The sequence below is a fragment of the Singulisphaera rosea genome, assembly GCF_054877945.1.
Genome location: NZ_JBTYIP020000002.1, coordinates 661526 through 687380 on the forward strand (window position 1 = coordinate 661526; position 25855 = coordinate 687380).

Consider the following 25855-nt stretch of genomic DNA (forward strand, 5'->3'; position numbering starts at 1 on the left):
CGTGATTAGGATGTGAGACTAGGTTCAGCGCAATACGGTCGAGGCGTGAGGCGTCGGCGCAATCAGTGACTTGAGGAAAGCCTCGATCTGAAGCCTCGAACGGTGCGGGAGTCGGAAGAATCGCTCGGAAGTCATCGTCGCCTCACCCCCGTGCAAGGCCACGGCCTCCTCCAGCGTCTCGGCCCGTCCGTCGTGCAGGTAGGGTCCGGAGTCGCGGAAACCCCATAACGGAGGTGTTCGCCACTCGACGCGTTTCGCACCGACGATGACCTCCTCCCCCTTCGGACGGGCGCTCGGCATGTCGCCGGTCAGGTTCTTCAGGTCGATGGGTGGCGCCGGCCCTACGGTCGCGAGCTCGACCGAATCCGGTGCTGAGGATCCGTAGACGCCGGAATCGCCCAAATCCTGCCCCATGTCGTGCAACAAGAGGTCGCTGTAAATCCCCGAGGCAGCGCCGATAGTGGGCGTGTGGCAGGTCGCGCAGCCGATCGCCTCGAAGAAATCCCGCCCCTCACGACGGAACCGGGATTCGAGATCGCCCGACGCCATCGCCACCTCGGGTGCCGGTAGGCTGCGGACGAACCCGATGAGGTCCTCGCTTTCGGCTTTCTCCAGGTCGAAGCCAGGTGCTTTGTAGCCGGGGGCATTGGGCACGGCAGCCTGCGAATGGCCCGGGACCTCCAGGCCCAGTTCGACCGAACACGCTGTCAGGACGAACTCCTCCAGGCTGGCGATCTGAGCTTTCCAGCCGAATCGGCCGATCCTCGCCCCCTTGTTGTAGGAGACACGCCCCTTGATCTCAGGGAACCCAGGGTGGCCTTTCCGGGCGGCTGCTTTCAAAACCTCACCGGGGATTGCGTCGATCAAACCGGTGCCGAAAAGTGGCGGAGTGTTCCTTTCGGTGAGGAGCAAAGAGATCTTGCCGTCCCTGAACGTCCCGACCTCGACCGTGCCGCGTTGCCGGATTCGCTCGACGAGGCCCTCGATCTCGGCCTTCGCCCGTTCGTCGGGATCCGGTCGACTCGACTTCGCATCAGAGACGCGTTGTGGGAGATTCCTGTCATCGCCCAGGAGATTCGACCGCCAGGCCCGAAAATTGGGGTCGGTGCCGAACCGGTGGAGGACGACGCTCGAGGCGGAACGGAATCCACTATGGCGCTTCGCCAAAGCCTCAAATTCTGGCGACGGCGGGATCGCAGGGCCCGAACTCGAACCGCCAGCACCGTCGCCTGCGGCTGCGACGCCCGCAGGTTGCCCTTGCGACGGATCACCCTGACCTGATCCGCCCTCGAGGTCACCGCTGACTGGCAAGGCGGTGAGGATCTCGACGTTCTTGCTCGCAGGCCCCGCCCCTCCGGAGGCGCCTGCGTTGTGGCAGGCGACGCACGAAGTGTCGTTATAGACCGGTCCTAAGCCGTCGCCCCCAGAGTCCGGGACAAACCCAGGGCTCCACTCGCGGAGGAAGATCTCGCGCCCCCGAGCAGGTCCGGTCAGTGGCCCTTCGCGGTGATCCGAGGGGGCAGTGTCGGTAACTTGGCGACGGCAACCCGCCGTCCCGAAGACGACCAACAAACCGATCCCGAGGAACGCGCGTCCCGAAAGCCCCCTTTCTCTCCATGCAATCGAGAATCCCATGGTGCGTCCCTCTGCCTCGGAACAATCTCGCAAGAATGCTTTCGATCTAAAGTTAAGCAAATGGCAAAGGCCTTGCAAGGGATACGAAGCTGCCGCCGTCTTGGGAAATGTCAGCCCAACAATTGAGGGACCAACGCCCCTCGCAATCCATGAGATCGCGAAGGGCTTTTCGTTCTTCTACCCCGCGACGGGGCAATGTTCGACATTCGATGTCTGTCAAACAGGATCCCGATCGCGATCTCCCTCACGTAATGAGCACCGAGCGGACTCAAATACCCCGGACCCTGCGCCTGTCATCACCGCGTCCAACTTCGACCGTCGCTTGAAAGCGAAGGGCATGCTGCATCGGATTTTACTGATAGTTCGAGACCAACTGGCCTCAAGTTAGACGCATCAGGAAATCGAATAGTACGAGGAATTGAAATCCAAAGACATGAGATCGAAGCTGGGGCGCAAGGTTCGCGTGGAGAGCGAATCTGGTCGGTGCTGGAGTTCGTGGGAGGGAGCTTTTAGGGTGGGACGATTGAAGGGGGGCAGCCGGGACGACGATAGGTCCCTGGGCGTGAAGGGGGCCGCCCAGAGCCTCGTCGTCTTGCCTCAATCTGCGAACTTGACAGGACCCGGCCGAGGTTTCGTCCTGTCGTCCCGAGCTTCCGAGGAGGGATTCAGAATGGCTCGATTTGAGATCGGTCCGAGGGAGAATCGGTCGCATTTCAGCGAATGAACACACCACCGCCGAGCGCTTGATAGGTGTTGACAACGGCAGACAACTGCCTGCGCTTGGTATCGATGAGGACCATCCTCGCATCCATCAAGTCACGCTGGGCGAAGAGCACGTCGATATACTCGGCTCGGGCATTCTGGAAGAGTTTTGTGGCGACATTCACCGATTCTTCGAGGGCCCTCAACTGCAGCTTCTTGATCTCGATGCTCTGGCGATAGTTCTCGACCCCCGACACGCGGTTGATCACTTCGGTAAAGGCGTTAATAATGACACGTTGATAGTTGTAGACGGCCTGCAACTGACGAGAGTTCGCAGTGAGGTAGTCGGCTCGGATCGCTTTCTTGTTGATCAACGGGGCGACCAGGTCACCCGCGATGTTCGCGATGAGGGCTTCCGGAGTGATCAGCAAATACCTGGGATTGAAGGCCGAGTAGCCGACACCCCCGGTGATGACGAACGCCGGGAAGAAGCGGGCTCGGGCGATCTTGATGTCGAGGCCGGCGGCCTCGAGCTCCCGCTCGGCCTGGCGGATGTCGGGGCGGAACTGCAAGAGTTGCGAAGGGACACCGAGACTGAGCCTGTGGAGCTCCATATCGAAGAACCGATCCGACATCCGTTCGACCGGCATCGGGAAGCGCCCGGAGAGGAAATTGATCCGGTTTTCGACCTCGATGATCTCCTGTCGAATGATCAGCTTCTCGCTCTGGTTCCTGCGGACTTCGGCCGTGAATCGCTGGACGGCCAGTTCGGTGCCGCGGGCCTGGGCCTTATTTGCGAGAGCGAATCTCAGGCTCTGTTCCTGGAGCTCGATCGTCCGATCCAGGTTCTCGATCCGCTTGTCGAGGGCCATCAGGCCGTAATAGTTTTCCGCGATCTCGGCCACCAGCCGGGTCACGACGTAGGTCCGCCCGTCGATCGTGCCGAGGTACCGCAGCGATGACGCATCCCTGGCATTCCGCAACGCCCGCCAGATGTCGACCTGCCACGAGATGTTGGCGGCCATCAGGAAGCTTGGGAGCGGGTTGGGGAACATCTGCCCGGGCAGGATGTTCAGTTGGTTGTCGATGGCCCCGTCGCGAGTATACCGGCTCGGTTTATCCGCACCGATCCCACCCCCGAGGCTGAGGAAGGGCAAATATGCCCCCCGATTCGCCAGCACGACGTTGCTGGCGATCTGGATATCCTCGGCCAGGATCTTCAACTCCTGGTTACCGACGAGAGCCTGCTCGATCAGGCCGATGAGGGTGGAATCGTTGAAGAATTCTTCGATCCCGATCTGGGCCGAGTTGTCCGGAGTCGTCACGCCGTTAAAGCTCGGCGGAACGGGCGGCCCGGGTTCCGGCGCACGGAGGGAGGGAATACCGCAGGACGTCATGATCGGAAGGAGGCCGAGAGCGACGACAAACGCCAGGGCCGGCTTCCTATGCTTTGTGAGCGAAAGTCTCGCTGAGTGGTTCATCCGCCTCATCCTTGAGGAGTGACCGCTTGTCGGCAATCCTACCGAACAAGTAATACAGGCCAGGAATTACCAAGACCCCGATCAGAGTACCCACCAGCATGCCTCCGACAGAGGCGGTGCCGATGGTCCGGTTTCCAATCGCCCCGGGGCCGGTGGCGACGACCAAGGGAAGTAGACCCGCGATGAAGGCGAAGGAGGTCATCAAGATGGGCCGGAACCGCAACTTTCCTCCTTCGATGGCGGCCTCCACGAGGCTTAGGCCCTCGATGCGCCGTTGAACGGCGAACTCGACGATGAGGATCGCGTTTTTGCCGAGCAGACCGACCAGCATGACCAGACCGATCTGGGCATAGACGTCATTGGAAAGTCCCGTAATCTGCAAGAGGAAGAAGGCCCCGAAGATCCCGACGGGCAGTGAGAGGATTACCGCGAGGGGCAACAGGAAGCTCTCGTACTGTCCGACCAAGACCAGATACACGAAGACGACGACGACCAAGAAGATGAAGACGGCCAAGTTCCCCTTGGAGGCTTCGTCGTATGACAACCCTTCCCAGCCGACATCGTAGCCGCGAGGTAGGCTCTGGGCGACTTCCTTGATCGCCTCGATGGCCTGGCCGCTGCTGAACCCGGTGGCCGGTGCCCCCTGGATGGCTGCTGAAGGATACAGGTTGTATCGGTTAATCTCGTTGAGACCTTGCTGCTTCTTGATCTGCATAAACGAAGAATAGGGGACCATTTCTCCGGTTTCGTTCTTGACGAACATGTTATCCAGGTCCTCCGGGTAGCGCCGGAACTCCGGGGCGGCCTGGACGAAGACCTTGAAAAACTGACCGAAGAGGATGAAGCCCTGTTCCCAAGTACTGCCGATGACAATAGATAGGTTGTCCATCGCGTCCGCGATCGAGACCCCCTTCTGCATGGCCACGTCGTTGTTGATGACGACTTCGTATTGCGGGTAGTTGCTCGCGAAGAAGGTGAAGAGGCCTTTCACCTCCTTGCGCTTCTTCAAATCGGCGAGGAATTTATCCGTGACTTCGCCCAGCCGTTTGTAATTGTTGGAATTCGTCTTATCGAGAAGACGCATCGAGAAGCCGCCGGCCGCACCGAAGCCAGGGACCGCGGGAGGCTCGAAGAACTCGAGCTTCACGTTCGACATGACCTGGCATTTCCGTTCCAACTCCATGATGATCTCGCGGGAGGTCATCTTCCGGTCGGCCCAGGTCTTCAGGTTGATGAGGCACGTTCCCGCGTTCGATCCTCGGCCCTCCGTGAGGACCTCGTAACCGGCCAAGGACGAGACCGAGTTCACGCCATCGATGGTCTTGGCGATCATCTGCAGTTCGTGAGACTTCGAGTTGGTGTACTCGAGCGTAGAACCCGGAGGGGTCTGGATGATCCCATAGATCATCCCCTGGTCCTCGAGCGGGATGAACCCGGACGGGAGTTGTGTGTTCACCAGGTAGATCGCGGTCACGAAGCCGGAGATGACGAGCAGGGTCATGAAGCGCAGCGTCACGATACGTCGCAGGACGGCCGCATAACCCCCGGTAATCTTCTCCACGCCTCGATCGAAGACGTGCAGGAAGAGCGCGAGGGGCCCTCGAATCTTCTTGGGACCCGAGTGAGGTTTGAGGATCATCGCACAGAGCACCGGCGTGAGGGTCAACGCGACGACGCCCGAGAGGACGATCGACGTGGCCATCGTGATGCCGAACTGGCGATAGAACGTACCGACGGGCCCGGTCATGAAGGTCACCGGCACGAAGACCGCCGTCATCACCAATGTGATGGCGATGATCGCACCGCTGATCTCGTGGACCACCTCCATCGTCGCCCGATACGGTGACAAATGTTTCTCGTGCATCTTCGCATGCACAGCCTCGACGACCACGATGGCGTCGTCGACGACGACACCAATCGCCAGCACGAGCGCGAAGAGGGTGATCAGGTTGATCGAGAGCCCGAGCAGGAGCATGAAGAAGAACGTGCCGATCAACGACACCGGGACCGCGAGCGTCGGGATCAAGGTCGATCGCCAGTCGCCCAGGAAGAGGAAGACGACGAGGGCCACCAGTATGAAGGCTTCGAAGAGGGTATGGAGCACCTTCTCGATCGAGGCTTCCAGGAAGCTCGAGACGTCATAGCTGACCTGGAATTCCATCCCGGGCGGGAAGGACTGTTCCTTGATCTCCTCGAGCTTCTTCTTGACCTCCTCGATGACCACGGCGGCGTTGGAGCCGGGGTTCTGTTTGAGGACGATGGCCGCCGAGGGAAACCCGTCGATGTCCGAGTAGAGGTTGTAGTACGCGGCACCAAGCTCGACGTCGGCCACGTCCTTCAGGCGGAGGATTTCGCCGTTGGGATTCGCCTTGAGGATAATATCTCGGTATTGATCGGGCTTGTTATATCGCCCGACATAGGTCAACACATACTCGACCGTCTGCGATGTACGCCCGGTCGCCTGGCCGAGTCGCCCCGGCGAGCCGATCATGCTCTGCTGCCCCAGGGCCTTCATGATGTCGGCGGAGGACAAATTGTAGGCCCGCATGCGGTCGAGCTTCAGCCAGACGCGCATCGCGTACTGGCGGCTGCCAAGAATCGTCGCGCTGCCGACACCTCGAATTCGCTTGATTTCGGGCAGCAGGTTCACGAACACGTAGTTGTAGAGGAAGTTCTGGTCGACCCCCTTCTCGGTGCTGAAGACGTTCACGTACATCAGCATACTCGTCATGGCCTGCATGACGATGATTCCCTCCCGCTCGACCAGGGGAGGGAGTCGATTCTTGACGGTCGCGATCCGGTTGTTCACGTTCAAGACGGCCACGTTGGGATCCGTGCCCGGCTCGAAGATGATCTGGATGGTCGCCTCGCCCGCGCTGGTCGCGGCCGACGCCATGTAACGCATGTCCTGTACGCCGTTGATGGCCTGCTCGAGTGGGATGAGCACGGAGTCGACCAAGACGTTGGCACTGGCGCCTGGGTAGGCGACCGTGACCACCACGCTCGGCGGCGCGACCGAGGGAAACTGGGAAATTGGCAACGTATTAATCGCCAATGTTCCCAGGAACAGGATGATCACGGAGATGACGATCGCCAATGCCGGTCTGTAGAGGATCTTTGCGAACATGGTTCGGTTCTAGGCAATCGGGGTTGGGGTGGCTTCATCCAGACCAACAAGAAATGTTGGTATCCGTACCAGCAAGACGTCCTTATTCCGCCCTGTTCTTGAGCGCGGCCAGGACTTGTTGGGGGGGACGAAACTCGAACTCAACCTTCTCGCCGTCGTGAACCTCGCGGATCCCTTCGAGGACGATGCGGTCGCCGACCGCAAGCCCCTTCTTGATGACGAAGATGTCGTCCATCTCGTACTGGGGCAGGATCTCGCGCTGGTGCACCATACCGTCCTTGTCGACGACGAAGACAAAGCGCTTGTCGAGGATCTCGAAGACCGCTCGCTGCGGGATCACGACCGCATCGGTCACGATACGGTGGAGCAGCACGGTGCCGGTCTGACCATGGCGGAGGAGCCGCTGCGGATTTTGGAAATCCGCACGGAAGGGGATGTTGCCCGTTTCGTTGTTGAACTTGGCCTCGATGGCACCGATGATCCCGTCTTGGCTGAACTTGTGGCCGTTCGCCAGGATCAGCTCGACCTTTCGGTCTTCCTTGTTCTCCCCGAGGGCTTCCATGTACTCGAGGTAGTCGGCCTCGGGCACATTGAAGTAGACCCACATCAAGCTGTTGTCGGACAGGGTCGTGAGGATGTCCCCTTCTTCGACCAGGCTGCCTTCTCGCTCGAGGAGGCGGTCGACGATGCCGTCGAACGGCGCCTTGAGCTTGGCAAACTCGAGCTCGGCCTTGGCCATCTGGGCCTTGGCGTTGGCCTTGTTGTACTCGGCCTCATGCAGTTTCACGTCCTGTTCGGAAACCACCTTGTCCCTGTGCAGCTTCTCCGCCTGCGCCCATTTCAGTCTCGCGATTTCGGCCTCGGCGGATTCCGAATCAAACCGAGTCTTGTAGAGGATCGGCACGATCTCGAACAGCACGTCGTCCTGCTTGACGGCCTGTCCTTCTTTGATCGAGATCGACTTGAGGTAGCCGTTCTCCAAGGCTCGGACGTTGATATGCTTCTGGGAGTGGATCTGACATACATACTGCTGGGTGATGGTGACGGACTTGGATTCGGGGCTCGTCACCACGACCTTGTGATGCGCCTCGTGGTGCTCCTCATGCTTCTTGTGGAAGTACTCCGTATACTTGGTGACGACGTATCCCTTGGCATGCTTGGCGCTCGCCCCGATCTTCTGGAGATACGCGCGGTTCTCGGGGCCGAGGTTCACAACGCCCGCCTCCGACAAGCCGAAGACGGTGCCGCTCGCGAGCACGACCACGAGTAAAAGAGTCGTGATCGGACGTCGCATGGCAAAACGGATGGGATTCATGATATGCAATTCCCTCCTGTCGGCGATCATTCAGATGTTCAGAATTGTGTTCTGGATCAACGGTGTGGGGGGGAGGGGGGGGAATGCTGTGCGCAGAACGCGTCCGCAGGGACGAAAGTCGTCTCAACCGGCCATCGGCTGAAAAACGAACGGGGAAAAGAACTCATACGGCGAGTTCTTCCGCGGAGAAGGCGGATGACGATTCCGGTCCTGTCGTTTAGAAGCGCCTGCTCATCAAACCGTGAATCGCAAAAGCCGGCAGGAAAGGTGCCCGAGGAGAGTCGTGGGTGGAGAGATCGCCGAGAGCGATGTGACTTGCTTCGGGAAACGTCTGGGGACCCCCAGGATATTCCTCGAAAGGATTAATATCCTCGAACTCCACGAAGACGCATAAGTCACCTGCCAGAAGCCAAGGCGTATCCGGAATCTCACCATCGTGGGAAGGCACGATCACGAGATCGGAGATATTGTGCCTGAGCAACGTGGCAAATTCAAGGGCCCGCGGCACGCGAGAATTAACGGACGTGGGAATAAACGCAAAGGGAACGAAAGAAAGGCAAAAGAGAAGGGAAACACCCACGATGACCTGAGCACGCAGAAGACGGCTAGGGTCTTGAATCTCAGACTTACCAACAGTGGTGATTGTTGGCCAGTAAGCCATTCGCCGCCATGTCCCATTAAAGAATGGAGATTTAAAGGCTAACCCAGGGCGCAATCCTCAAATCACGTTCAGTGTATTGTAGTTGACCGAGATTCGACGTCAAGCTCGCAAATCTCGACCGAAGCCTATTTCTCTCACGGTCGAATAATCTGCCGACGTACCAAATCCTATTTCCTTGAGGATTAAGAAGTTACGCCGTTTGTACGATACATTCCGGACATCGATCGATCCACCGATTGATAACCCCTGGATCGGTTTTATCCCGTACTATTCGTGGCCGGACGGCAACGTCCGTTGAGGAAACTCGCGAGAGTGAAAAACCAAGACTTGTCGCAAATCCTTTCTCAAATGAGACTTGCGAAGAAACCCTCGGGATTGAGCCTGGATGGGTGCCCTTCCGGGCCCCGCTTTGCACATCCAAGTTGTTATGCGCAAGCCGATTACGTCCATATCCTTCGGAAGCCATACTATTGTCGAGGTCTTCCACCTGTCACGTCCGGCGCTAAAAAACTCCCGCGCGTCAAATGTCGAATTATCCGCTCAAGTCTTTGCCCCGCAGGATCCTCGACCTTGTCGCCATGATCGAATCTGGGATTTCATGGTGTTCCGTGTTTACGAACGTCCTAAGCTATTATCCTGTGAGTAGGTTGCGGAAAGCAGCCCGACGCAGGGAGGCCGTCGGGCTCTGCCTTGAAATACGATAGGTGCCACGAAATCAGGGGGTCATCACGATGGACCCGACGGTGCGCCGCCCTTCCAGGTCGCGATGGACTTGTTGGACGTCGGAGAGAGGATAGGAATGCCGGACCTCGACCTTCACCCTCCCGTCGCCGAGTACTTCGAAAACCTCGCGGGCGGTGGCTTCGAGGTCGGCTCGGTTTGCGGTGTACGTCGCCAAGGTCGGACGGGTCATGTAGAGCGAACCCTTCAAGGAAAGGATCCCGATGTCGAACGGGGCCACCTTTCCGGAGGAGTTCCCGAAGCTCACGAAGAGGCCGAGTGGGCGAAGACTGTCGATCGAGGCCTGGAAAGTGTCCTTGCCGACCGAATCGTAGACGACGGGAACGCCCGCCCCGCCGGTGATTTCGCGTACCCGTTTGGAGATATCCTCCCGGGTCGAGATCACGACGTGCTCGCAGCCGTGGGCCCTTGCGACTTCGGCCTTCTCGTCGGAGCCTACGGTCCCGATGACCGTCGCACCCAGCGACTTCAGCCACTGGCAGGCAATCAGCCCGACGCCTCCGGCGGCCGCGTGAAACAGGACGGTCTCGCCGGCTTTCACGGGGTAGGTCCGGCGGATCAGATATTGCGCGGTCATGCCCTTGAGCATGATGGCGGCCGCAGTCTGGTCGGTGACCCCGTCGGGGATCGGGACCAGGAGTCCGGCAGGGATCAATCGAGCCTGGGAGTAGGAACCGGGGGGCCCGCCCGCATACGCGACCCGGTCGCCGGGTTTGACGACCGTAACGCCCGGCCCGACCGCCTCCACGACCCCAGCCGCCTCGCTCCCCAGCCCCGTAGGGAGCGGGAGCGGGTAAAGCCCGGAACGATGGTACGTGTCGATATAGTTGACCCCGATTGCCGTGTGCCGGACCCTGGCCTGTCCCTCGCCTGGCTCGCCGATCTCGGCGTCCTCCCAGCGGAGGACATCCGGTCCACCAACCTCGTGGATCCGCACAACCTTTGCCATGACTCGCTCTCCAAAACGGATTGCCGAATGCCCCGGAGGCCATTTTCCAGCATTCTACCGAACGGGCAATCCTGACACGGCAACTCCGCTCGACCTCGTGCCGGACCGCCGGCGACTCTCGACGGATCACGTCCCGCTCAGTGTGCGGGGATATAGGCATAACCATCGGATTGCTTGTTGATGAGCACCGTGAGGGCGGCCGAAGCGACCTTAATCCCGTCATGAACCTCCGATTCGACATACCCCTTGTACGCCAGCGCCTGGCCGCAGACGAAGACTTCGACGCCGGCCCCGCGAAGGGCGTCGATCACGGCCAGGTTTGGATTCTTGGCACCGCCGAACTTCCCCTTGTAGGCCATCTCCGACAGGACCGATTTCGTGGCGTCGCCATGCAGGACGAGGGCGACCTTCACATCCGACGCCTTCAGCCCCGCAGCGCCGTAGACGTTGAGGAGCCGAGCGACCCGCTCCAGCCCTTTGTTGAGATCAACCGGCTTGGAGTCGGACGTGATATCGAAAACCACCTTGGTCCCACTACGAGGTGGCTCGGCGGCTTTCGGGACTGGCACCGCACCGCCAACTCCGGGAATGATCGGGTAGACCAGGTACGCCGCGGCTGCCTGAGCCCGCGCCGACTCGGCAGCACAAAGCATGAGCGCCAACGTCAAAAGTGTCCGTCCCATGGCTTTCTCCAAATCGAATGAATCCAGGGCATCTTCAAATCTCGGCCCTCAGAGCCAGGGCAGCCCCTGCCCTACCCTGCCCGACCGACATCCGCTCCTGGGTGCATCGTCCAACGCAGGACCGGTCGAATGACTCCAGGCAGGGGTCGATCATGACGACGGTTCTCCGATTCGGCGAGACCAGAGCTCGTGCAATCCTTCGCCTCGGACGGTCGATCGAATTCTGGGCGAAGCTCCTGCCCTAGGTCGGAATCGGTCTCGAGGCATTCGACGGTTGCAACTCTTGATTGGGAGGCTTAATTTACACGGACATCTTCGAGGGATCGGCGAGGGTCGACGGGCTCATCCCTGGGTTCAAACTTTGGCGACTCGGAAGGGGTGTTGGCGTGCGAGGGGCACTCACATCGTTCATTCTCATCGGATCCTTATTCGTCCAGACCCCGAGAGTCGCATCGGCGGCGGAACCCTTGATCGAAGGGACGCTCAAGGCGTGGCATCCGATGTCCCTGAGCTTCCAAGGCCCTGAGGCCGGCGAGGGGGATGACGCGCCGAATCCCTTCCTCGATTGTCGACTCCAGGTGAGTTTTTCGGGCCCGGAAGGCCGCGTCTATGACGTCCCGGGATTCTTCGATGTTGACGGCCGGGGTGGGCACCGAGGCGTCGTCTGGCGGGTGCGGTTCACGCCGGATCGCCCGGGACATTGGCGGTATCGCGCGACCTTCCGCGTCGGGTCAAAGGTCGCGCTCGAGCGATCGCCCGACGCGGGCAAGCCCGCCTCGATTGACGGGACATCGGGCGAGTTCCACGTCGATGACGTCGATCCGGAGGCGCCCGGGGTCTGGAAATGGGGTCGGCTGGCATACTCGGGGACGTTTTACCTGAAATTCGCGGACGGCCCCTACTGGATCAAGGGGGGGACGGACGAGCCCGAGAATTTCCTGGCCTATCGCGGTTTCGACGACACCGTGCCCAGCCATGCTTATGAGGCCCATGTCGACGACTGGCGGCCCGGCGACCCCGACTGGGGCGGAGGAAAAGGGAAGGCGATCATCGGGGCCCTCAATTACCTCAGCTCTCGACATGTCAACAGCATCTACTTCCTTACGATGAATGTCGGCGGCGATGGGAAAGACGTCTGGCCGTGGGCCAGGGCACCCGAGAGAAAAGGATCCCCCGGTGACGACAACCTCCACTTCGACGTCAGCAAACTCGCCCAATGGAACCTCGTCTTCGAGCACGCCCAGCGCCTCGGGATCGTCCTCCATGTCGTGTTCAACGAAGCCGAGCGGGCCAACAAGCGCGAGCTCGATGATGGGGAACTGGGCGTCGAACGCACACTTTATTATCGCGAGATGATCGCACGATTCGGGCACCATCCGGCGTTGCAGTGGAACCTTTGCGAGGAATACAACCTCGCCTTCGACCTTGGCGCAGAGCGGGTATCTGCGTTCGCCAAGAAGATCCGCGAGCTCGACCCGTACGACCATCCGATCACCGTCCACTCGGCGGGCGACCCAATCAAGGCCCTCCGGTTTACCTTCGGGAATCCGGACTTCGATGCGACGTCGATCCAACTCGGCCACCGTCGGATCGACGAGTTGACCGAGGCCTTTCGGAAGGAGACCGCCGCTAGCGGTCGCCCCTTGCCGGTTTTCATGGACGAGTTCACGGTTGACACGGGCAAGAACCGCCCCGCCCAACCCGTCGACGACATCGACGCGCTCCGGAAGCAAAAACTTTGGCCGACCTACCTCTCCGGAGGTTCCATCGAGTTCATCCTCGAGGCGTTGCTCGACGTCGACAACTTCAAGACCCCGCCACTTCAAAGACTCTGGGACGAGACCTGGTTCGCTCGCAGGTTTATCGAGGCTCTCCCGTTCTGGGAGATGACCCCCGACGACGGCCTCGTCCGCGGTGCCTCGACGCTCGAAGTCGGGGTCGGGAAAGGGAAGTCGGCGACGCTCGGGGCTCAGGTCTTCGCGAAAACGGGATACGTCTACGCAGTCTATCTGCCCAAGTCGCTCGCGTCGGGTGAAATCAACCTCTCGGGAGTCGAGGGGCGTTTTTCTCTCCGCTGGTACAACCCGAGGACGGGCGAGTTCCAGGGCGAGCGGACGGTCGTCAACGCGGGCGGATGGGTGCCCTTGGGAGTCCCCCCAGGCGGTCCCGATGTCGAGGACTGGGCGATTCTGCTCGAGCGGGATCAGACGCCCAAGGCCACGTCATCCGCGACCTCAGGCGCGGAACGCGCCCAGCATTTCCCCGGCAAGGGCTGGGAAACGCGTGACCCGGCCAGCCTCGGACTCGACCCCGCGACGCTCGATGCACTCGCGAATTCGCTCGGCGGGCAGGGATGCATCGTCAAGGATGGATATGTGGTGAAAACCTGGGGATCGCAGGCGGAGAAGCGAGACTGGTTCTCGTCGGCGAAACCAGTCCTGAGCACGTTGTTGATGTTTGCGATGCGCGAAGGGAAGGTGAAAAGCCCCGACCAACCGATCGCCGAATTCGGCTGGGCCTTGAAGCCGAAAGACCAGGGCATGACGTTTCGGCACCTCGCGAGCATGACGAGCGGCTACGCCCGTCCGGAGAAGCCGGGAGAAGCCTGGTCTTATAACGACTTCGCCATTCAATTGTATCAAAAGACGCTCTTCGACCGAGTCTTCCAGGGCGACCCGGAAGCGGTCGCGAATCACGCCACACGCTTCGGTGCCATTGGCCTCGAGGACGGGCTCTCGTTCCGGAAGTCGAATCGGCGGATCAGCGCGTCCGTCCGAGATTTCGCACGGATCGCCTGGTTTTGGCTGAATGGAGGGGAGTGGGAGGGAAAGACCATCCTCCCCCGCGAGTACTTCGAGGAAAACATGCGTCCCCAGGTGCCCAAGACCTTGCCGTCGACCAGGCCGGCCGAGACGGACGACTACCTTGGAATCGGCACCTATGGCGGCGGCTCGGACCATTTCGCCAAGTGCGGCCGCGGGACCTACGGCTTCAACTGGTGGTTCAACGCCACAGGCCGAGATCATCCCAACCTGAGGACCTGGCCCGATGCCCCCGAGGAGTTGATCATGTCCGTCGGTGCCCGAGGGAATTGCTCCGCCATCCTCCCGAGCCGCAACGCGATCGTCGTCGCCGCCGACGCCAACTGGGGCAGCCTCGAAGGGGGAAAGGTCCACTCCCGATTGAACCACAACCTCGAGCTCTTCGCGAAGGCCGTGACGCCCGAAGCGAAGTAGATGGCGACCGGGACGGATGAAGAGGTGCCGAGCTCAGAGCCACACCTGTTCGATACAAGCCCGAAGCGCAAGCGAGTGAATTTTTCCAATTCATGGAAGAGATTCACTCGCTTGCGCTTCGGGCCTGTATGTTTGATGAATTTGAAAGTTCAGCAGATTCAATGAGGACAAGTCGGTCGTGACTCGACGCTGGTTGAGCCGCGAGGGGTTGTCGGAAGTTGGCTGGATCAGAATCCCGGTTTCTCGGTAGAAAGCGGGTTTCGGAGAGGTTTGGCGGGTTTCGAAATAAAAGTCCCCACGCGAGGGGGCGCGTGGGGACGAGAGTTTGATCTCGAAAGAAAAATTGAGAGGTCAGTCGGCGCCGATGCGCTGGGGGACGGCCCGGCCTTTCTGCAAGTCGGGCTCGGCGGCGCCTTCGTGGTATTCGGCGTCGGTGTTGACCTTCCAGGTGTCGAACTTGCCCAGCCCGAGGATGTTCCTCGCGGCGAGGAATGCCGTCATCATGGAGTGATCTTGATTGTTGTACTTATGCATACCATTGCGGCCGGCCAACTCCAAGTTCGGGAGCGTGGCGAGCCACGATCGGATCACGGCGAGGTGGTCCTGGTAGACGTCATCGTAGACCGGGTAGGCCTTGGGCATCCGGACGACGCAGCCGTCGACGACCTCGGAGGCGGAGACGAGCCCGATGGCGTCGATCTCGCGACGGCCGAGGGCGATGAGGTCGGCGTCGGACATGGACCAGAGGTCGTCCCCCTCGAAGCAGAAGTATTCGAGGCCGAGGCTCGACTTGGAGGCGTCCGGGACGAGGTCCGGGGACCAGTTCTTAAAGTTTTGGATCCGGCCAAGACGGACATCCGGCTCGTGGATGTAGATCCAGTTATCCGGAAAGGTCTCGGGCTTGTCGACGATCAGGACCACGGTGAGGAAGTCGCGGTACTTCAGCGACTCGGCCGCCTCGACAACTTCGCGTGGAGGCTGCGGGTTCATGCACCGGATCAGCTCTCGGATCGGCAAGGTCGAGAGGAAATTCTGGCCGCGATACTCGGTCAGCTTCCCCTGGACGTCTCGGGTGACGAAGGCATTGACCGTGGTACCGTCGTGGTCGATTCTGACCACCCGGCGGTCGTGGTGGACGGAACCGCCACCCATTCGGACTTTGTCCCGCGCGGCTTCCCACATCTGGCCGGGGCCGAGGCGAGGGTACTGGAAGCTGTCGATCAGCGTCTTGATGACCTCGCCCTTCTTGCTCTTTCGCTTGCCGAAGAGGGCACTTGTCACCGCGTTCACCAGGCTCAACCCCTTGATTCGCTGGGCCGCCCAGTCCGCCGAGATCTCATTCGTCGGCATTCCCCAGACCTTCTCGGTGTAGGTCTTGAAGAAGATCTGGAAGAGGCGGCGGCCGAATCGGTTGACGACCCAATCCTCGAAGCTCCGCTCCGGCTGGATCGGCTTGACCCTGGCCTTGAAGTAGCTGAGGAGGATCAAGATCGAGCGGCCGATCCCGAGTTTCAGGAGGGCGTCGACGGGCTTGAGGGGGTAGTGGAAGAACTTGCGGTCGTAGTAGATCCGGCTTAGTCGAGGGCGGGTAATGAACTGATCGCCGAGGATCTCGCGCCAGATTCGGTTGACTTCGTCGCTCTTCGAAAAGAACCGGTGGCCACCGATGTCGAAGCGGTAACCTTTGTACTCGTCGGTCCGGCTGATCCCGCCGACCATGACCGGGTCGGCTTCGAGGGTGACGCTGCGATGCCCGTGCTTGGTCAGCTCGAACGCAGCGGTGAGTCCGGCCGGACCACCACCTGCGATGACTGTGTCGAAGGACGCGACTACGGAGACGGCACTCGGGTCGTCAACCTTCGTCCACCGGTGCGGAGGTAACCCTGCGCGGACCCGATCGGTCCGCGATACTTCCCTATCCATCCAGTCTTCTCCTTCCATGGAGGTGCGACTGATCGCGGGTACCCCTGCGCGTTGACGCCAAGGCTCGGTGGAATCTAAAACTCAGGTCGAGTTTTGTCATAATTCCGAGGGGGGGTCAAGTGCGACAAGTTCCCGAGCAGGGCCACAGGGGCTCCGCGGACCGCCCCAAGGCCTCGCTTGCGGCCGGGGTCGAGACCGATCATCTTAAATGGTCGACCGTCCAGAATTCTGGTCACGATCCAATCTTCCCGACTCTTGGTTTCGGCACGAGGGCGCTCCTGACATGATCCGATCACCGCTGGGCCTCCGCCTCAATCCCTCCCGGCCAGTCCGCGACCAGATTCGCGAGGCCGCCCGGCTCGGGGCGAAGGGGGTCGTGGTCGACGCGGTTGGAGACCTCGCGCCCGACCGACTCTCCGAGACCGGCCGTCGCGAGCTCCGACATCTTTTGCGATCCGTGGAACTGGCGCTAGTCGCCGTGCACCTGCCGACTCGCCGGCCGTTCGACACGATCGACCAGCTCGACGACCGGCTCCGCAAAGCCGAAACCGCCTTCAGCCTCGCCTATGAGTTGGGAACGCCTCTCGTCCTGGCCCGAGTCGGCGGGATCCCCCCCGAGACCGAAGCCGAAGCTGCCCGCCGAGAGGTCTGGAAAGGCGCCGTCGCTGAGCTTGGGAGGCGGGCTGATCATCGGGGGACTCGACTCGCGATCGAGACCGGCACCGATCCCGGCCAACTCCTTCGCCCGATCCTCGATGAGATCGGGACCCTCGGCCTGGCCGCGAGCCTCGACCCGGGTGCCCTGCTCCAGCACGGCCACGACCCGATCGCGGCAACGCGTGGGCTCGGCGAGTGGGTTGCCCACGCCTACGCGAGCGACGCGTCCACCCTCGGCCGGACGACCCTCGTCGCGGACCCTTCCCGGCATGGATTCCCGCCCGGTTCTCTCGACTGGGAGGAGTATTTCGGCGCCCTCGAAGAGATCAGCTATCGAGGTTTCCTCACAATCTGGCCCGACCCGAACCGAGATCCCGGCCCCCAGTTCTCGGCGCTTTCCACCAGTTTGAGTCGACTCTGAGATTTCTTCGCCCCGACCTCGAAGTACGGAGCGGTTCTCGCTCGAGTTGCATCGAGTGGAAGGTTCCCGCCGAAAGACGACCGACACGCCCGAAGCGCAAGCAAGTGAATCTTCCTCGATCGTTTGCTGGACGCTTCACTCGCTCGCCCCTCGGACGTGTATTCGGGGTGATGCCACTCGAAGGTTAAACGCTCAAGGCGTAAGGAACCCATCAATTCACTTCTTGACCGGAAGCCGGTCGAGGAATGCGCGGATGTGGCGGGCGATCTCCCCGCCGTTCGATTCCAGGGCGAAATGGCCGGCGTCGAGGAGGTGATATTCGAGGTTTTTCAGGTCGCGCTTGTACGGCTCCGCGCCGGCGCCTGGAAAGATTGGATCATTCTTGCCCCAGACGATCAGCATCGGTGGCTGGTACTCTCGGAAATAGGCCTGCCACTTGGGATACAACGGAGGATTGCTGCCGTAGCTGAGGAAGAGGTCGAGCTGGATCTCGTCGTTCCCCTTCCGGTCGAGGAGGAACTGGTCGTGGGCCGGGCCGTCCGGGCTAACCAGCTCAACCTGTTCTTTCGACAGGCCGTGGGTGTATTGCCAGCGGGTCGCGTCGTAGGTCAGGAGGGGACGGAGGGCGTCCCGTTTCTCCGTGCTGCCCGGCTGTTTCCAGTAAGCCTTGATCGGCTTCCAGAAATCGTTATCGAGCCCCTCGTCGTAGGCGTTGCCATTCTGCACCACGATCCCGGTGACGCGTTCCGGATGGGCCGTCGCAAGCCGGTAACCGACCGGTGCTCCATAGTCCTGGACGTATAAGGCGTAGCGCGTGAGGCCGAGTTCCGCGACGAACTCGCCGATGGTCTTGGCCAGGTTGTCGAACGTGTAGTGATAAGTCTCGCGAGCCGGCATCGAGCTGTGGCCGTATCCGGGATAGTCGGGCGCGATCACATGGTAAGACTCGGCCAGGATGGGGATCAGGTTCCGGAACATCTGCGAGCTGGTCGGGAACCCGTGCAACAGCAAGATCGTCGGCGCATCGGACGGCCCGGCCTCTCTATAGAAGATCTCGAGGTCCCCGACCTTGGCGGTCTTATGATGGACCTTCGCCGGTTCGTGGGCCTCGATCGGCCGACTCCAGGCCGGGATCGAGGCGAGGATCGCGACCACGCTTAGCTGAAATCGTCTCATGCGGATCATTGGCTTGACTCCTGTACGTCATCGTTCCAGAACCAAATCACTCGTCGTATTGACGCGCGAATCCTGGCGATTCGGCCGTCCCTCTCGATCATCCTGCGAAGGATCGCTCATGACGGATCGCTTCTCAAGACCCCGGAGCGTCGAAGGAAGATCCGCTGTGCCTCGCTTGAGGAACGGTTGTATTTCCTCCGCTTTGCTAAGCGCGACGGATGGACACTGTCGACGAGAATCCTCCGCAAGCAGCCTCTCTCGAGGGTGAAGCGGGCCGCCCTGTGCGAGCGAATCGGGGGTCCGACCCCCATTTCGAGCCTAGGAGGTGACGCAGCTTTGGAAATGGGGCGGAAACCTGATCCATGCGCGGTCGGATGCTTGAAGCCGTCGAGGGGAGGCGGATACCATGGGGTTTCCCGATATTCGAGGTCCCATGAGTCGCCGAGCAAGAGGAGCAACCGCGATGGCACTCGTGACTTACGTCTCGAAGGACGAAGCGGCCGAGGCCATCCGTCCGATTTTCGAGGGCATGGAGAAGACGCTCGGAGTGGTGCCCAACGTCTTCAGGGCGATGGCCCACAGCCCCGAGATGCTCAAGGCGTTTCTCGGACTGAACGCGACGCTCGCGACGACCGAGCTCGACGGCAAGCTTCGCGAACTCGCGTACATCAAGACGTCTCAGATCAATTCCTGCGACTACTGCCTCCATCACCACGCGGTGAACGGCCGAAAGGCCGGGCTCTCGGAAAGGCAGGTCCAGGAGGTCGGGCATTTCGAGACGAGCGACGCCTACGACGAACTCCAACGCGACGTCATGCGCTACGCCGAGGAGGTCACCCGGTCGGTCGATGTCGGCGAGGAGCTCTTCAAACGGCTCCACGAAGCGCTCTCGGAGCGGGCCGTCGTCGAGCTCGCGATGACCGTAGGGATCGCCAACTTCACGAACCGGGTGACCGAGACGCTCAAGATGGAGCTTCCGTGAGAGGTCGCTCTCGCGAGCGTCCCGAAGCTTCGGCTGGCACGCAAATCGGCGGTCGGACGTCTCACCCTTCCGACTGGAGGGTCGAATCCGACGACATCGGCGAGGGGCGAACGCTGGACGTTCCCCGATCCTCTCCCACGCCCGCCACAGGTATATTTTGAGGTATTATCATGAGTTCGCCGGTCGCGGAGCGATCGTGGGTCCCCCTGTCTTCTCGAGAGCGCCGAGTCCTCGGAGTCCTGGTCGAGAAGGCGAAGACGACGCCCGAATACTATCCCCTGACGGTCGCCGCGATCGTGACGGGGAGCAACCAGAAGTCGAACCGCGACCCGGTCACGAACTTCGACGCCGACGACGTCGAGGAAGTGCTCCAGGACCTCCGCCAGAAGGGCGCGACGGTGATGATCGAGGGGAGCGGCCGGGTCGTCCGCTGGAAGCACACCCTCTACGACTGGCTCAAGGTCACCAAGGTCGAGCTGGCCGTCCTCGCCGAGTTGATGCTCCGAGGCCCCCAGACCGAGGGTGATCTCCGCTCTCGGGCGAGCCGGATGGAGCCCTTCCCCGACCTCGCTTCGCTCCAGACCGTACTCGAGGCCCTGGCAACCCGGGAACTCGTCATTTACCTTTCGCCGACCGGCACCAAGCGTGGGGTCGTGGTCACCCACGGCCTGTATTCTCCGAAGGAGCTCGAGAAGGTCCGCCAGGGGTTCGTCCAGGCACCTGAAGTGGATGAGGCCGAAGACCGCCCGGTCCGTGCTTCGAGCCCCCGCGCCGAGTCGTCCGGCCCCGCGTGGACGGCCGAAGCGGCCGCCCTTCGGGCAGAGATCGAGTCGTTACGCATGACCGTCGAGGCCCTCTCGACCGAGGTTCGCGAATTGAAATCGGCGCTCGGAGCTTGATCGAATGAGCCAGCCTTCCGAAGAGACCTCCGAGTCCGTTCCCGAAATCCCGACACCGGCCCAAACGCAAGCGGCACGGTCCTCGTTCGTCGTCCTGATCGGCTTCGACGGGGTCGAGCCCTCCGTCCACCTCTCGGAACGCGAGGCCAAAGGGGCGTGGTCGGCGATTTCGGCCGTCTGGCATCCCTCGCTGCTCGCGACGGCCCCCGAATTGCCCCGGATCGAGAACGTGGCCTCCCCTTCCTCGCCATCGACTGGTGAGGTCCGGATCATCGCCGACGGTTGTCTCGACCGACTCCCGCCCGACTACCGAGCTCGGGTCGAGGAAATCGGTTCCCTCATCGTCGAAGGCATGGGCGACCGCGACGGCATGGTCGGTGCGATCCAGAGGCGGCTCGGGCTCGAGGCTTCGGCCGAGGCGACTGCCAACGAAGCCCTCGCCACCGTCGCGCTCGACTATCTCGCCCTGGGGACGGCTCGTTGGTTGCTCCGCGACCTGACGATCGCGATGGGCCATGGCGACTGCCTGGACGTCGAGAGCCTGACTCGTGAAACCCTCGCCGGTGCTCAAGCCTGGCGCGAGGGGGACGCCGCGACGGCCACGAATCGTCTTCGCGCCGCCTTCGAGCTTTTGACGGAGGCCCGCGAGCGGTTCTACCCGCTCGACTCTTACATCCTCGACCTCTGTTTGGTCGATCCCTCGACACCCGCGAAAGCGCTGGCCGACACCCTTGCCGCGCATGTTCCCGTCACCCTGGTCGCCCCCGCACGTGCGATCGAGAACCTCGAGCGAGACGATGGGGCAACCCTCGCCGGCATTCGAGATTCTGTCTCCGAAGGCTGGCTCGACGTTGTGGGCGGCACCGAGACCGAGTCCGACGAACCTTTGCTCCCCGTCGAGTCGATCCTCTGGCAATTCCGCCAGGGGGGGCTGACCTACCGCCGACTACTGGACGAGCGCAACGTCGAGACGGTCGCCCGGCGTCGATTCGCGCTCTACCCTCAACTCCCGCAGATCGCCAAGCGCTTCGGCTTCCGCTTCGCGATGCACCTAGCCTTCGACGCCGGTCGTTTCCCGATCCGACACGAGGCCAAGCGGCTCTGGGAAGGGCCCGACGGTTCCGGCCTGGAGACGCTGACCCGCGTCCCGCTGGGGGCGGATCGCGCGTCTCAAGGGGCGCACGCCCCCTGGCACCTCGCGAGGACGATGAAGGATGACCACGTCGCGACCATGTCCTTCGTCCATTGGCCGGACCAGGTGGCGGGCTGGTATCGCGACCTTCGGCGAGTCGCCGGATACTCGCCGGTCCTCGCGCGATGGGTCACGCTGAACGACTATTTCCACCTCACCGATCGCCCGTTCGAGCAGTTCCGACCGGGTCCGGACGATTACGTCACCCCCTACCTCGACCAGGCGGTCGCGAGGCGCGACCCGAAACCGATCTCCGGAAGGGTCGAACACGCCGCCCTCCGCGCCCGCCTCGACGCGCTCGGGGCCGTCCGAGCCTTGGCCCAAGCCCTCTCGGTCTTCCCCGCCAACGTCGAGCCAGACGGACCCACGCCCTCCGACCTCGAACGAAACGTCGAATCTGGTCGATATCTCGAGACCCGAATTCATCTCGAGAGCCTCGAACCAATCTGGGCCGCGAACTTGACCCGAGGGGTCGTCGGATCAAACACCGACGGGAGACCCGGTTATCTCGTCCTGAACCCGCTCGGCGTCGCGAGGCGCGTGGCCGTCCTCCTACCCGACGCCGCCCTCGACCTCCGCCCTGAGGGCCCGCTCCGAGCGGCCCAGTTCACCGACGAGGGGGTCTGGGCCGTCGTCGAGCTCCCGGCGTTCGGGTACGCCTGGGTCCCTCGAAACGCCAACCTCGAAGTCCCTCCGGCCACCTCCGGGGCGCTCTCCGCCCGAGACAAGGTGCTCCGCAACGAGTCGATGGTTGTCTCGATCGACCCGGAGACGGGGGGTATCCGGAGCCTCCATTCGCCCAGCGAACAGACGGCGAGGATCGGTCAACAGCTCGCCGTGACGGGCCTCGTCGGTCAGGATGGGACGCCAGTCTCCTCGCGGATGACTTGCGAAGGCGTCGAGGTCGACTACGGCGGCCCGGCGCTGGTTCAGGCGGTCTCCAAAGGCCGGATCTTCGACCCGAGCAACGGCCGACGCCTCGCGTCGTTCCGACAACGGTTTCGCCTCTGGAGCGGTCGGCCCTTGCTCGAAGTCGAAGTCACTCTCTCCGACATCGACACCGAGTGGACGCTGAACGCCGCCCAGAACGACCCGTGGTCCCACGCGATCGCCTGCCGCTGGGCCTGGCCCGACCCGAGCTCGATGCTCCGGCGTCTCTGCTTGCTCTCACCCGAGCTCACCGAGGCCGACCGACCAGAGACCCCCGACGCCCTCGACATCTCGACCCGAAAGCAGCGCACCGCCCTGCTCTTCGGAGGCCTGGCCCACCACCGTCGCCATGGCGGACGGATGCTCGACACGTTGCTCGTCGCGGGCGCGGAGACCGAACGCACCTTCCGCGTCGGGGTCGCCCTGGACTTGGAGAACCCCTTCCACGCCTCGTTCGACTTCGTCACGCCCGCTTACGTGGTCCCAACCGAGGCGGGTCCCCCCTCCGCGGGCCCGGTCGGCTGGCTCGTCGACCTCGACATGAAGTCGGTGGCGATCACCCGCCTCGAATACGCCGAATCATCCGGCGAAGGCCGAGGTTGGGGGATCATCGTCCACCTCCTCGAGACCTCCGGACGTCCCGCCCGCTGCCGCCTCCGGACCTTCCGCAACCCCGTCTGGGCGCGACAGGTCGACTTCAACGACCAGCTGCTGGTTGATGTTTCCATCGACGGCGATGTGGCCCTCATCGACCTCACGCCGCACGAGCTCGCGCGGGTCGAGATCACACTGGGGTGATGAGGAACGTATTCACCAGGAAGGCACAAAGACACAAACGGAAGAAAGTCAAGAATTTTCAAAGCTTTTCTTCTTTGTGTCTTTGTGCCTTTGTGATGAATATCTTTTTTATTTCGAACCCAGTCGTCCCTCGGCGACCCAGTCGATCCCTTGGATGACCATTTTCAGGAGTTGCGGGTGGCGGATGGGGTCATCCTTGCCGGGGCCGAAGTCGCGGTGGCCGAGGGGGGTGTGGAAGACTCGGCCTTGGCCGTAGGTGCGGGTCCAGGCGATGGGCCAGGTTTTGCCTTCGAACTCGGTCGTCGCCAGCGGGACGACGCCCGGGACCATCTGGAGGTTGTAATACAGCTCGTCCTTGATCTCGAAATCTTCAAGGCCCTTCATGACTGGGTCGTCACCCTTGACGATCTTGATCTGAAACGTCCCTTTCCTTGTCTTCGAGTCGGGCAATCCGAAGTGGGAGAAGACCCCGCCCAGCATGTCTTTCCATTCGGGCAGCCAATCCTTGGCGGCGTTGTCGGCCCCGTGAATCGAGACATAGCCATGCCCGGACTTGACGTAATCGAGGAGCGCCTTCTGTTGGGGCGAGGTGAATTTGAACTCGTCGTCGCGGCGATCGGCGTTGACGATGAGGAGGTCGTACTTCGACAGGGCCGGCGATTCGAGGATCGAGGCATCTTCGGCGAGAGTGACTTCGAGGCGGCCAGTGTCTTCCAACGCGCTTGCCAGGTAGAATGCCTGGTCGCGGTAGCCGTGATGGTTCCGGGCCCCCCCGGTAAGCAACAGGACCTTGGCGGAGCCCTTCGGTGCCTTCTTCTGCGCCCAGGCTGGGCCGATCCCGCAGAGAATCAACATCAGGGTGCCGCAGAGAAGACGTCGCGTGAACACGGGGTGTTTCTCCCAACAGGTCCGGGTTGTCGGAGGATGCTCGGTGGTCGATGCCCGCATCGTAGTCGCGGCCTGGACCGCCCGCAAGCACGCAAGCCTCGAGGCTTTGCGAAGAACCGTTACGAGAGAAGAGGAGCGATCGAACGATGTCTACGAAGCAGAGCCTGAGCCGACGATTGACGCTGGGGGCCGTCGCGATCGCCCTCATCAGCCTCGGCGCGGACGAGCCGCCCCGGACGGTCGACGCCGGCGGCCTGACCTTCCAGGTTCCCGCCACCTGGAAGTCGGTCAAGCCCCGTAACCCGGCCATGCGCCGGGCCCAGTTGTCGGTCGACCCGGTCAAGGGCGATGAGGAAGCGGCCGAGATGGTCGTCTTCGCCTTCCCCGGTGGGGCCGGCACGACCGAGGCGAACATCAAGCGTTGGCAGAGCTCGTTCCAGGACGACGCCGGCAAGGCGCCGAAGATCGAGACGAAGACCGTGAAGGGTAAGAACGTCGAGGTCACCCGGGCCGAGACCTCGGGCCGGTACGTCGCCCCCGTCTTCCCGGGTAGCTCCGAGAAGAACGACAAGCCGAACTTTCGGCTCCTCGGTGCAATCGTCCAGACCGACGAGACGGCTTATTTCCTGAGGATGGTCGGGCCCGAGAAGACGATGGTCGACGCTCGCCCCGCCTTCGACGAGCTCCTCAAGACGATCAAGACCGAAGCGAAGTGACGTTTTCGCCTTCGCTCGGAATTGCTCCAAAAGACGCTCGATCGAGCGTCGCCCAAGTCGTTCGAGGCCCGCTCGTCGTCGCGAGGGGCCTCGACGCCTCGACTTCGACGCCGCGAACGGCCCGCTCGGGAACGTCGCGGGTCTCTTCGTCCTCGGGGTAGTACCTCCCATGGCCTGGACCACGATCGCTTGTGCCCGTTGCACGACGAGCAACCAATACTCCAGCCGCTTCTGCGTCGGGTGCGGGCTCCCGATGGGGGCGGTGATGCCGGACGCCGAGGCCGGCAGCGACGCACTCGGCCCCTACGAAGCCCCCGAGCCCGCCGACCCCGACTTGACCCGCAACCTCCGTGAGCTGGTCGCGCATTCCGGGTATGAAGCCGGCCCGTCGAGCCACGGTTGGCGGATGGTCGTCCCCCTCCAGCTCGACCGCAAGCAGGCCGTGTATCTCGGCTACGCCGGGACCGACCGCGAAGGGAGGTCGATCCTCTCGCTCGTCTCCGTCTGCGGGCCGGCGAACGACCGCGACGCGAGGATCCTCCTCAAGCTCAATGCACGCAGCGTCGAGTGGCACTTCGCGATCAAGGTTCTTCGTGGCGAAGAGTATTTCGTCGTGAGCCAGAACCTCGTCACCGACTCGCTCGGCCAGATCGACGCCGGAGCGCTCGTCCGCAGGATCGCCGAGGCGGCCGACGGACTCGAAGAACGCCTGTCGAGGGGCCTGGATCTCTACTGAGCCGAGG

General features: G+C 62.0%; 17 protein-coding genes. 7 read left to right on the plus strand and 10 right to left on the minus strand.

All coding sequences use genetic code 11. The features are described 5' to 3' along the window. Positions 1 to 24 precede the first annotated feature (24 nt). The 7 genes from ACYOEI_RS05800 to ACYOEI_RS05830 all read right to left on the minus strand — a co-directional run bounded on the left by ACYOEI_RS05800 (position 25) and on the right by ACYOEI_RS05830 (position 11294). Entirely contained in the window at positions 25 to 1167 is a 1143-nt protein-coding gene (locus ACYOEI_RS05800) for a di-heme oxidoredictase family protein (RefSeq protein WP_462848397.1), read from the minus strand. A gap of 1181 nt (positions 1168 to 2348) precedes the next feature. After that, a complete protein-coding gene (locus tag ACYOEI_RS05805) occupies positions 2349 to 3662 on the minus strand; it encodes a TolC family protein (RefSeq protein WP_462848398.1) in 1314 nt (437 codons plus the stop codon). Between the two features lie 118 nt (positions 3663 to 3780). Further along, a complete protein-coding gene (locus tag ACYOEI_RS05810; RefSeq protein WP_462848399.1) occupies positions 3781 to 6945 on the minus strand; it encodes an efflux RND transporter permease subunit in 3165 nt (1054 codons plus the stop codon). Between the two features lie 82 nt (positions 6946 to 7027). Continuing rightward, a complete protein-coding gene (locus tag ACYOEI_RS05815) occupies positions 7028 to 8260 on the minus strand; it encodes an efflux RND transporter periplasmic adaptor subunit (protein WP_462848401.1) in 1233 nt (410 codons plus the stop codon). Between the two features lie 217 nt (positions 8261 to 8477). After that, positions 8478 to 8921, minus strand: coding sequence for a hypothetical protein (locus tag ACYOEI_RS05820; RefSeq protein ID WP_462848402.1), 444 nt, complete (start codon positions 8919 to 8921; stop codon positions 8478 to 8480). Between the two features lie 715 nt (positions 8922 to 9636). Next, complete coding sequence (locus ACYOEI_RS05825; protein ID WP_462848403.1) at positions 9637 to 10611, minus strand: quinone oxidoreductase family protein; 975 nt, start codon at positions 10609 to 10611, stop codon at positions 9637 to 9639. Between the two features lie 137 nt (positions 10612 to 10748). Continuing rightward, positions 10749 to 11294, minus strand: coding sequence for a DsrE family protein (locus tag ACYOEI_RS05830; protein ID WP_462848404.1), 546 nt, complete (start codon positions 11292 to 11294; stop codon positions 10749 to 10751). Positions 11295 to 11680: 386 nt separating this feature from the next. On the opposite strand from ACYOEI_RS05830, the gene ACYOEI_RS05835 reads away from it, so the two are divergent. Beyond that, positions 11681 to 14530, plus strand: a complete 2850-nt coding sequence (locus tag ACYOEI_RS05835) for a DUF5060 domain-containing protein (protein ID WP_462848405.1) — start codon at positions 11681 to 11683, stop codon at positions 14528 to 14530. A gap of 351 nt (positions 14531 to 14881) precedes the next feature. Here ACYOEI_RS05835 and ACYOEI_RS05840 read toward each other — a convergent pair whose 3' ends face one another. Beyond that, positions 14882 to 16453: an NAD(P)/FAD-dependent oxidoreductase gene (locus ACYOEI_RS05840; protein WP_462848406.1), complete on the minus strand. Its 1572-nt coding sequence runs from the start codon at positions 16451 to 16453 to the stop codon at positions 14882 to 14884. A 283-nt stretch (positions 16454 to 16736) separates the two neighbouring features. Here ACYOEI_RS05840 and ACYOEI_RS05845 point away from each other — a divergent pair, with 283 nt between their 5' ends. Continuing rightward, positions 16737 to 17531 carry a sugar phosphate isomerase/epimerase family protein gene (locus tag ACYOEI_RS05845; protein ID WP_462848407.1) on the plus strand — a complete coding sequence of 265 codons (795 nt, stop codon included), beginning with the start codon at positions 16737 to 16739 and terminating at the stop codon, positions 17529 to 17531. Between the two features lie 216 nt (positions 17532 to 17747). Here the strand turns inward: ACYOEI_RS05845 and ACYOEI_RS05850 are convergent, their stop codons facing one another. After that, positions 17748 to 18707 (minus strand): alpha/beta fold hydrolase, encoded by a 960-nt coding sequence (locus tag ACYOEI_RS05850; RefSeq protein WP_462848535.1) that lies wholly within the window; start codon positions 18705 to 18707, stop codon positions 17748 to 17750. A 463-nt stretch (positions 18708 to 19170) separates the two neighbouring features. On the opposite strand from ACYOEI_RS05850, the gene ACYOEI_RS05855 reads away from it, so the two are divergent. The 3 genes from ACYOEI_RS05855 to ACYOEI_RS05865 all read left to right on the plus strand — a co-directional run bounded on the left by ACYOEI_RS05855 (position 19171) and on the right by ACYOEI_RS05865 (position 23508). Further along, positions 19171 to 19689 (plus strand): carboxymuconolactone decarboxylase family protein, encoded by a 519-nt coding sequence (locus ACYOEI_RS05855; RefSeq protein WP_462848408.1) that lies wholly within the window; start codon positions 19171 to 19173, stop codon positions 19687 to 19689. 170 nt (positions 19690 to 19859) lie between these two features. Then, the gene (locus ACYOEI_RS05860; protein WP_462848409.1) at positions 19860 to 20588 is read left to right on the plus strand and encodes a YceH family protein; all 729 of its coding nucleotides are present in this window, start codon (positions 19860 to 19862) and stop codon (positions 20586 to 20588) included. A gap of 4 nt (positions 20589 to 20592) precedes the next feature. After that, entirely contained in the window at positions 20593 to 23508 is a 2916-nt protein-coding gene (locus tag ACYOEI_RS05865; RefSeq protein ID WP_462848410.1) for a glycosyl hydrolase family 38, read from the plus strand. A gap of 108 nt (positions 23509 to 23616) precedes the next feature. Here the strand turns inward: ACYOEI_RS05865 and ACYOEI_RS05870 are convergent, their stop codons facing one another. Beyond that, on the minus strand, positions 23617 to 24396 hold the full coding sequence (locus ACYOEI_RS05870) for a ThuA domain-containing protein (protein WP_462848411.1): 780 nt from the start codon (positions 24394 to 24396) through the stop codon (positions 23617 to 23619). A 146-nt stretch (positions 24397 to 24542) separates the two neighbouring features. Between ACYOEI_RS05870 and ACYOEI_RS05875 the strand changes: the two genes are divergently transcribed. Then, the gene (locus tag ACYOEI_RS05875) at positions 24543 to 25112 is read left to right on the plus strand and encodes a hypothetical protein (protein ID WP_462848412.1); all 570 of its coding nucleotides are present in this window, start codon (positions 24543 to 24545) and stop codon (positions 25110 to 25112) included. 169 nt (positions 25113 to 25281) lie between these two features. Then, positions 25282 to 25848, plus strand: coding sequence for a hypothetical protein (locus ACYOEI_RS05880; protein ID WP_462848413.1), 567 nt, complete (start codon positions 25282 to 25284; stop codon positions 25846 to 25848). The last annotated feature ends 7 nt before the right edge of the window (positions 25849 to 25855 follow it).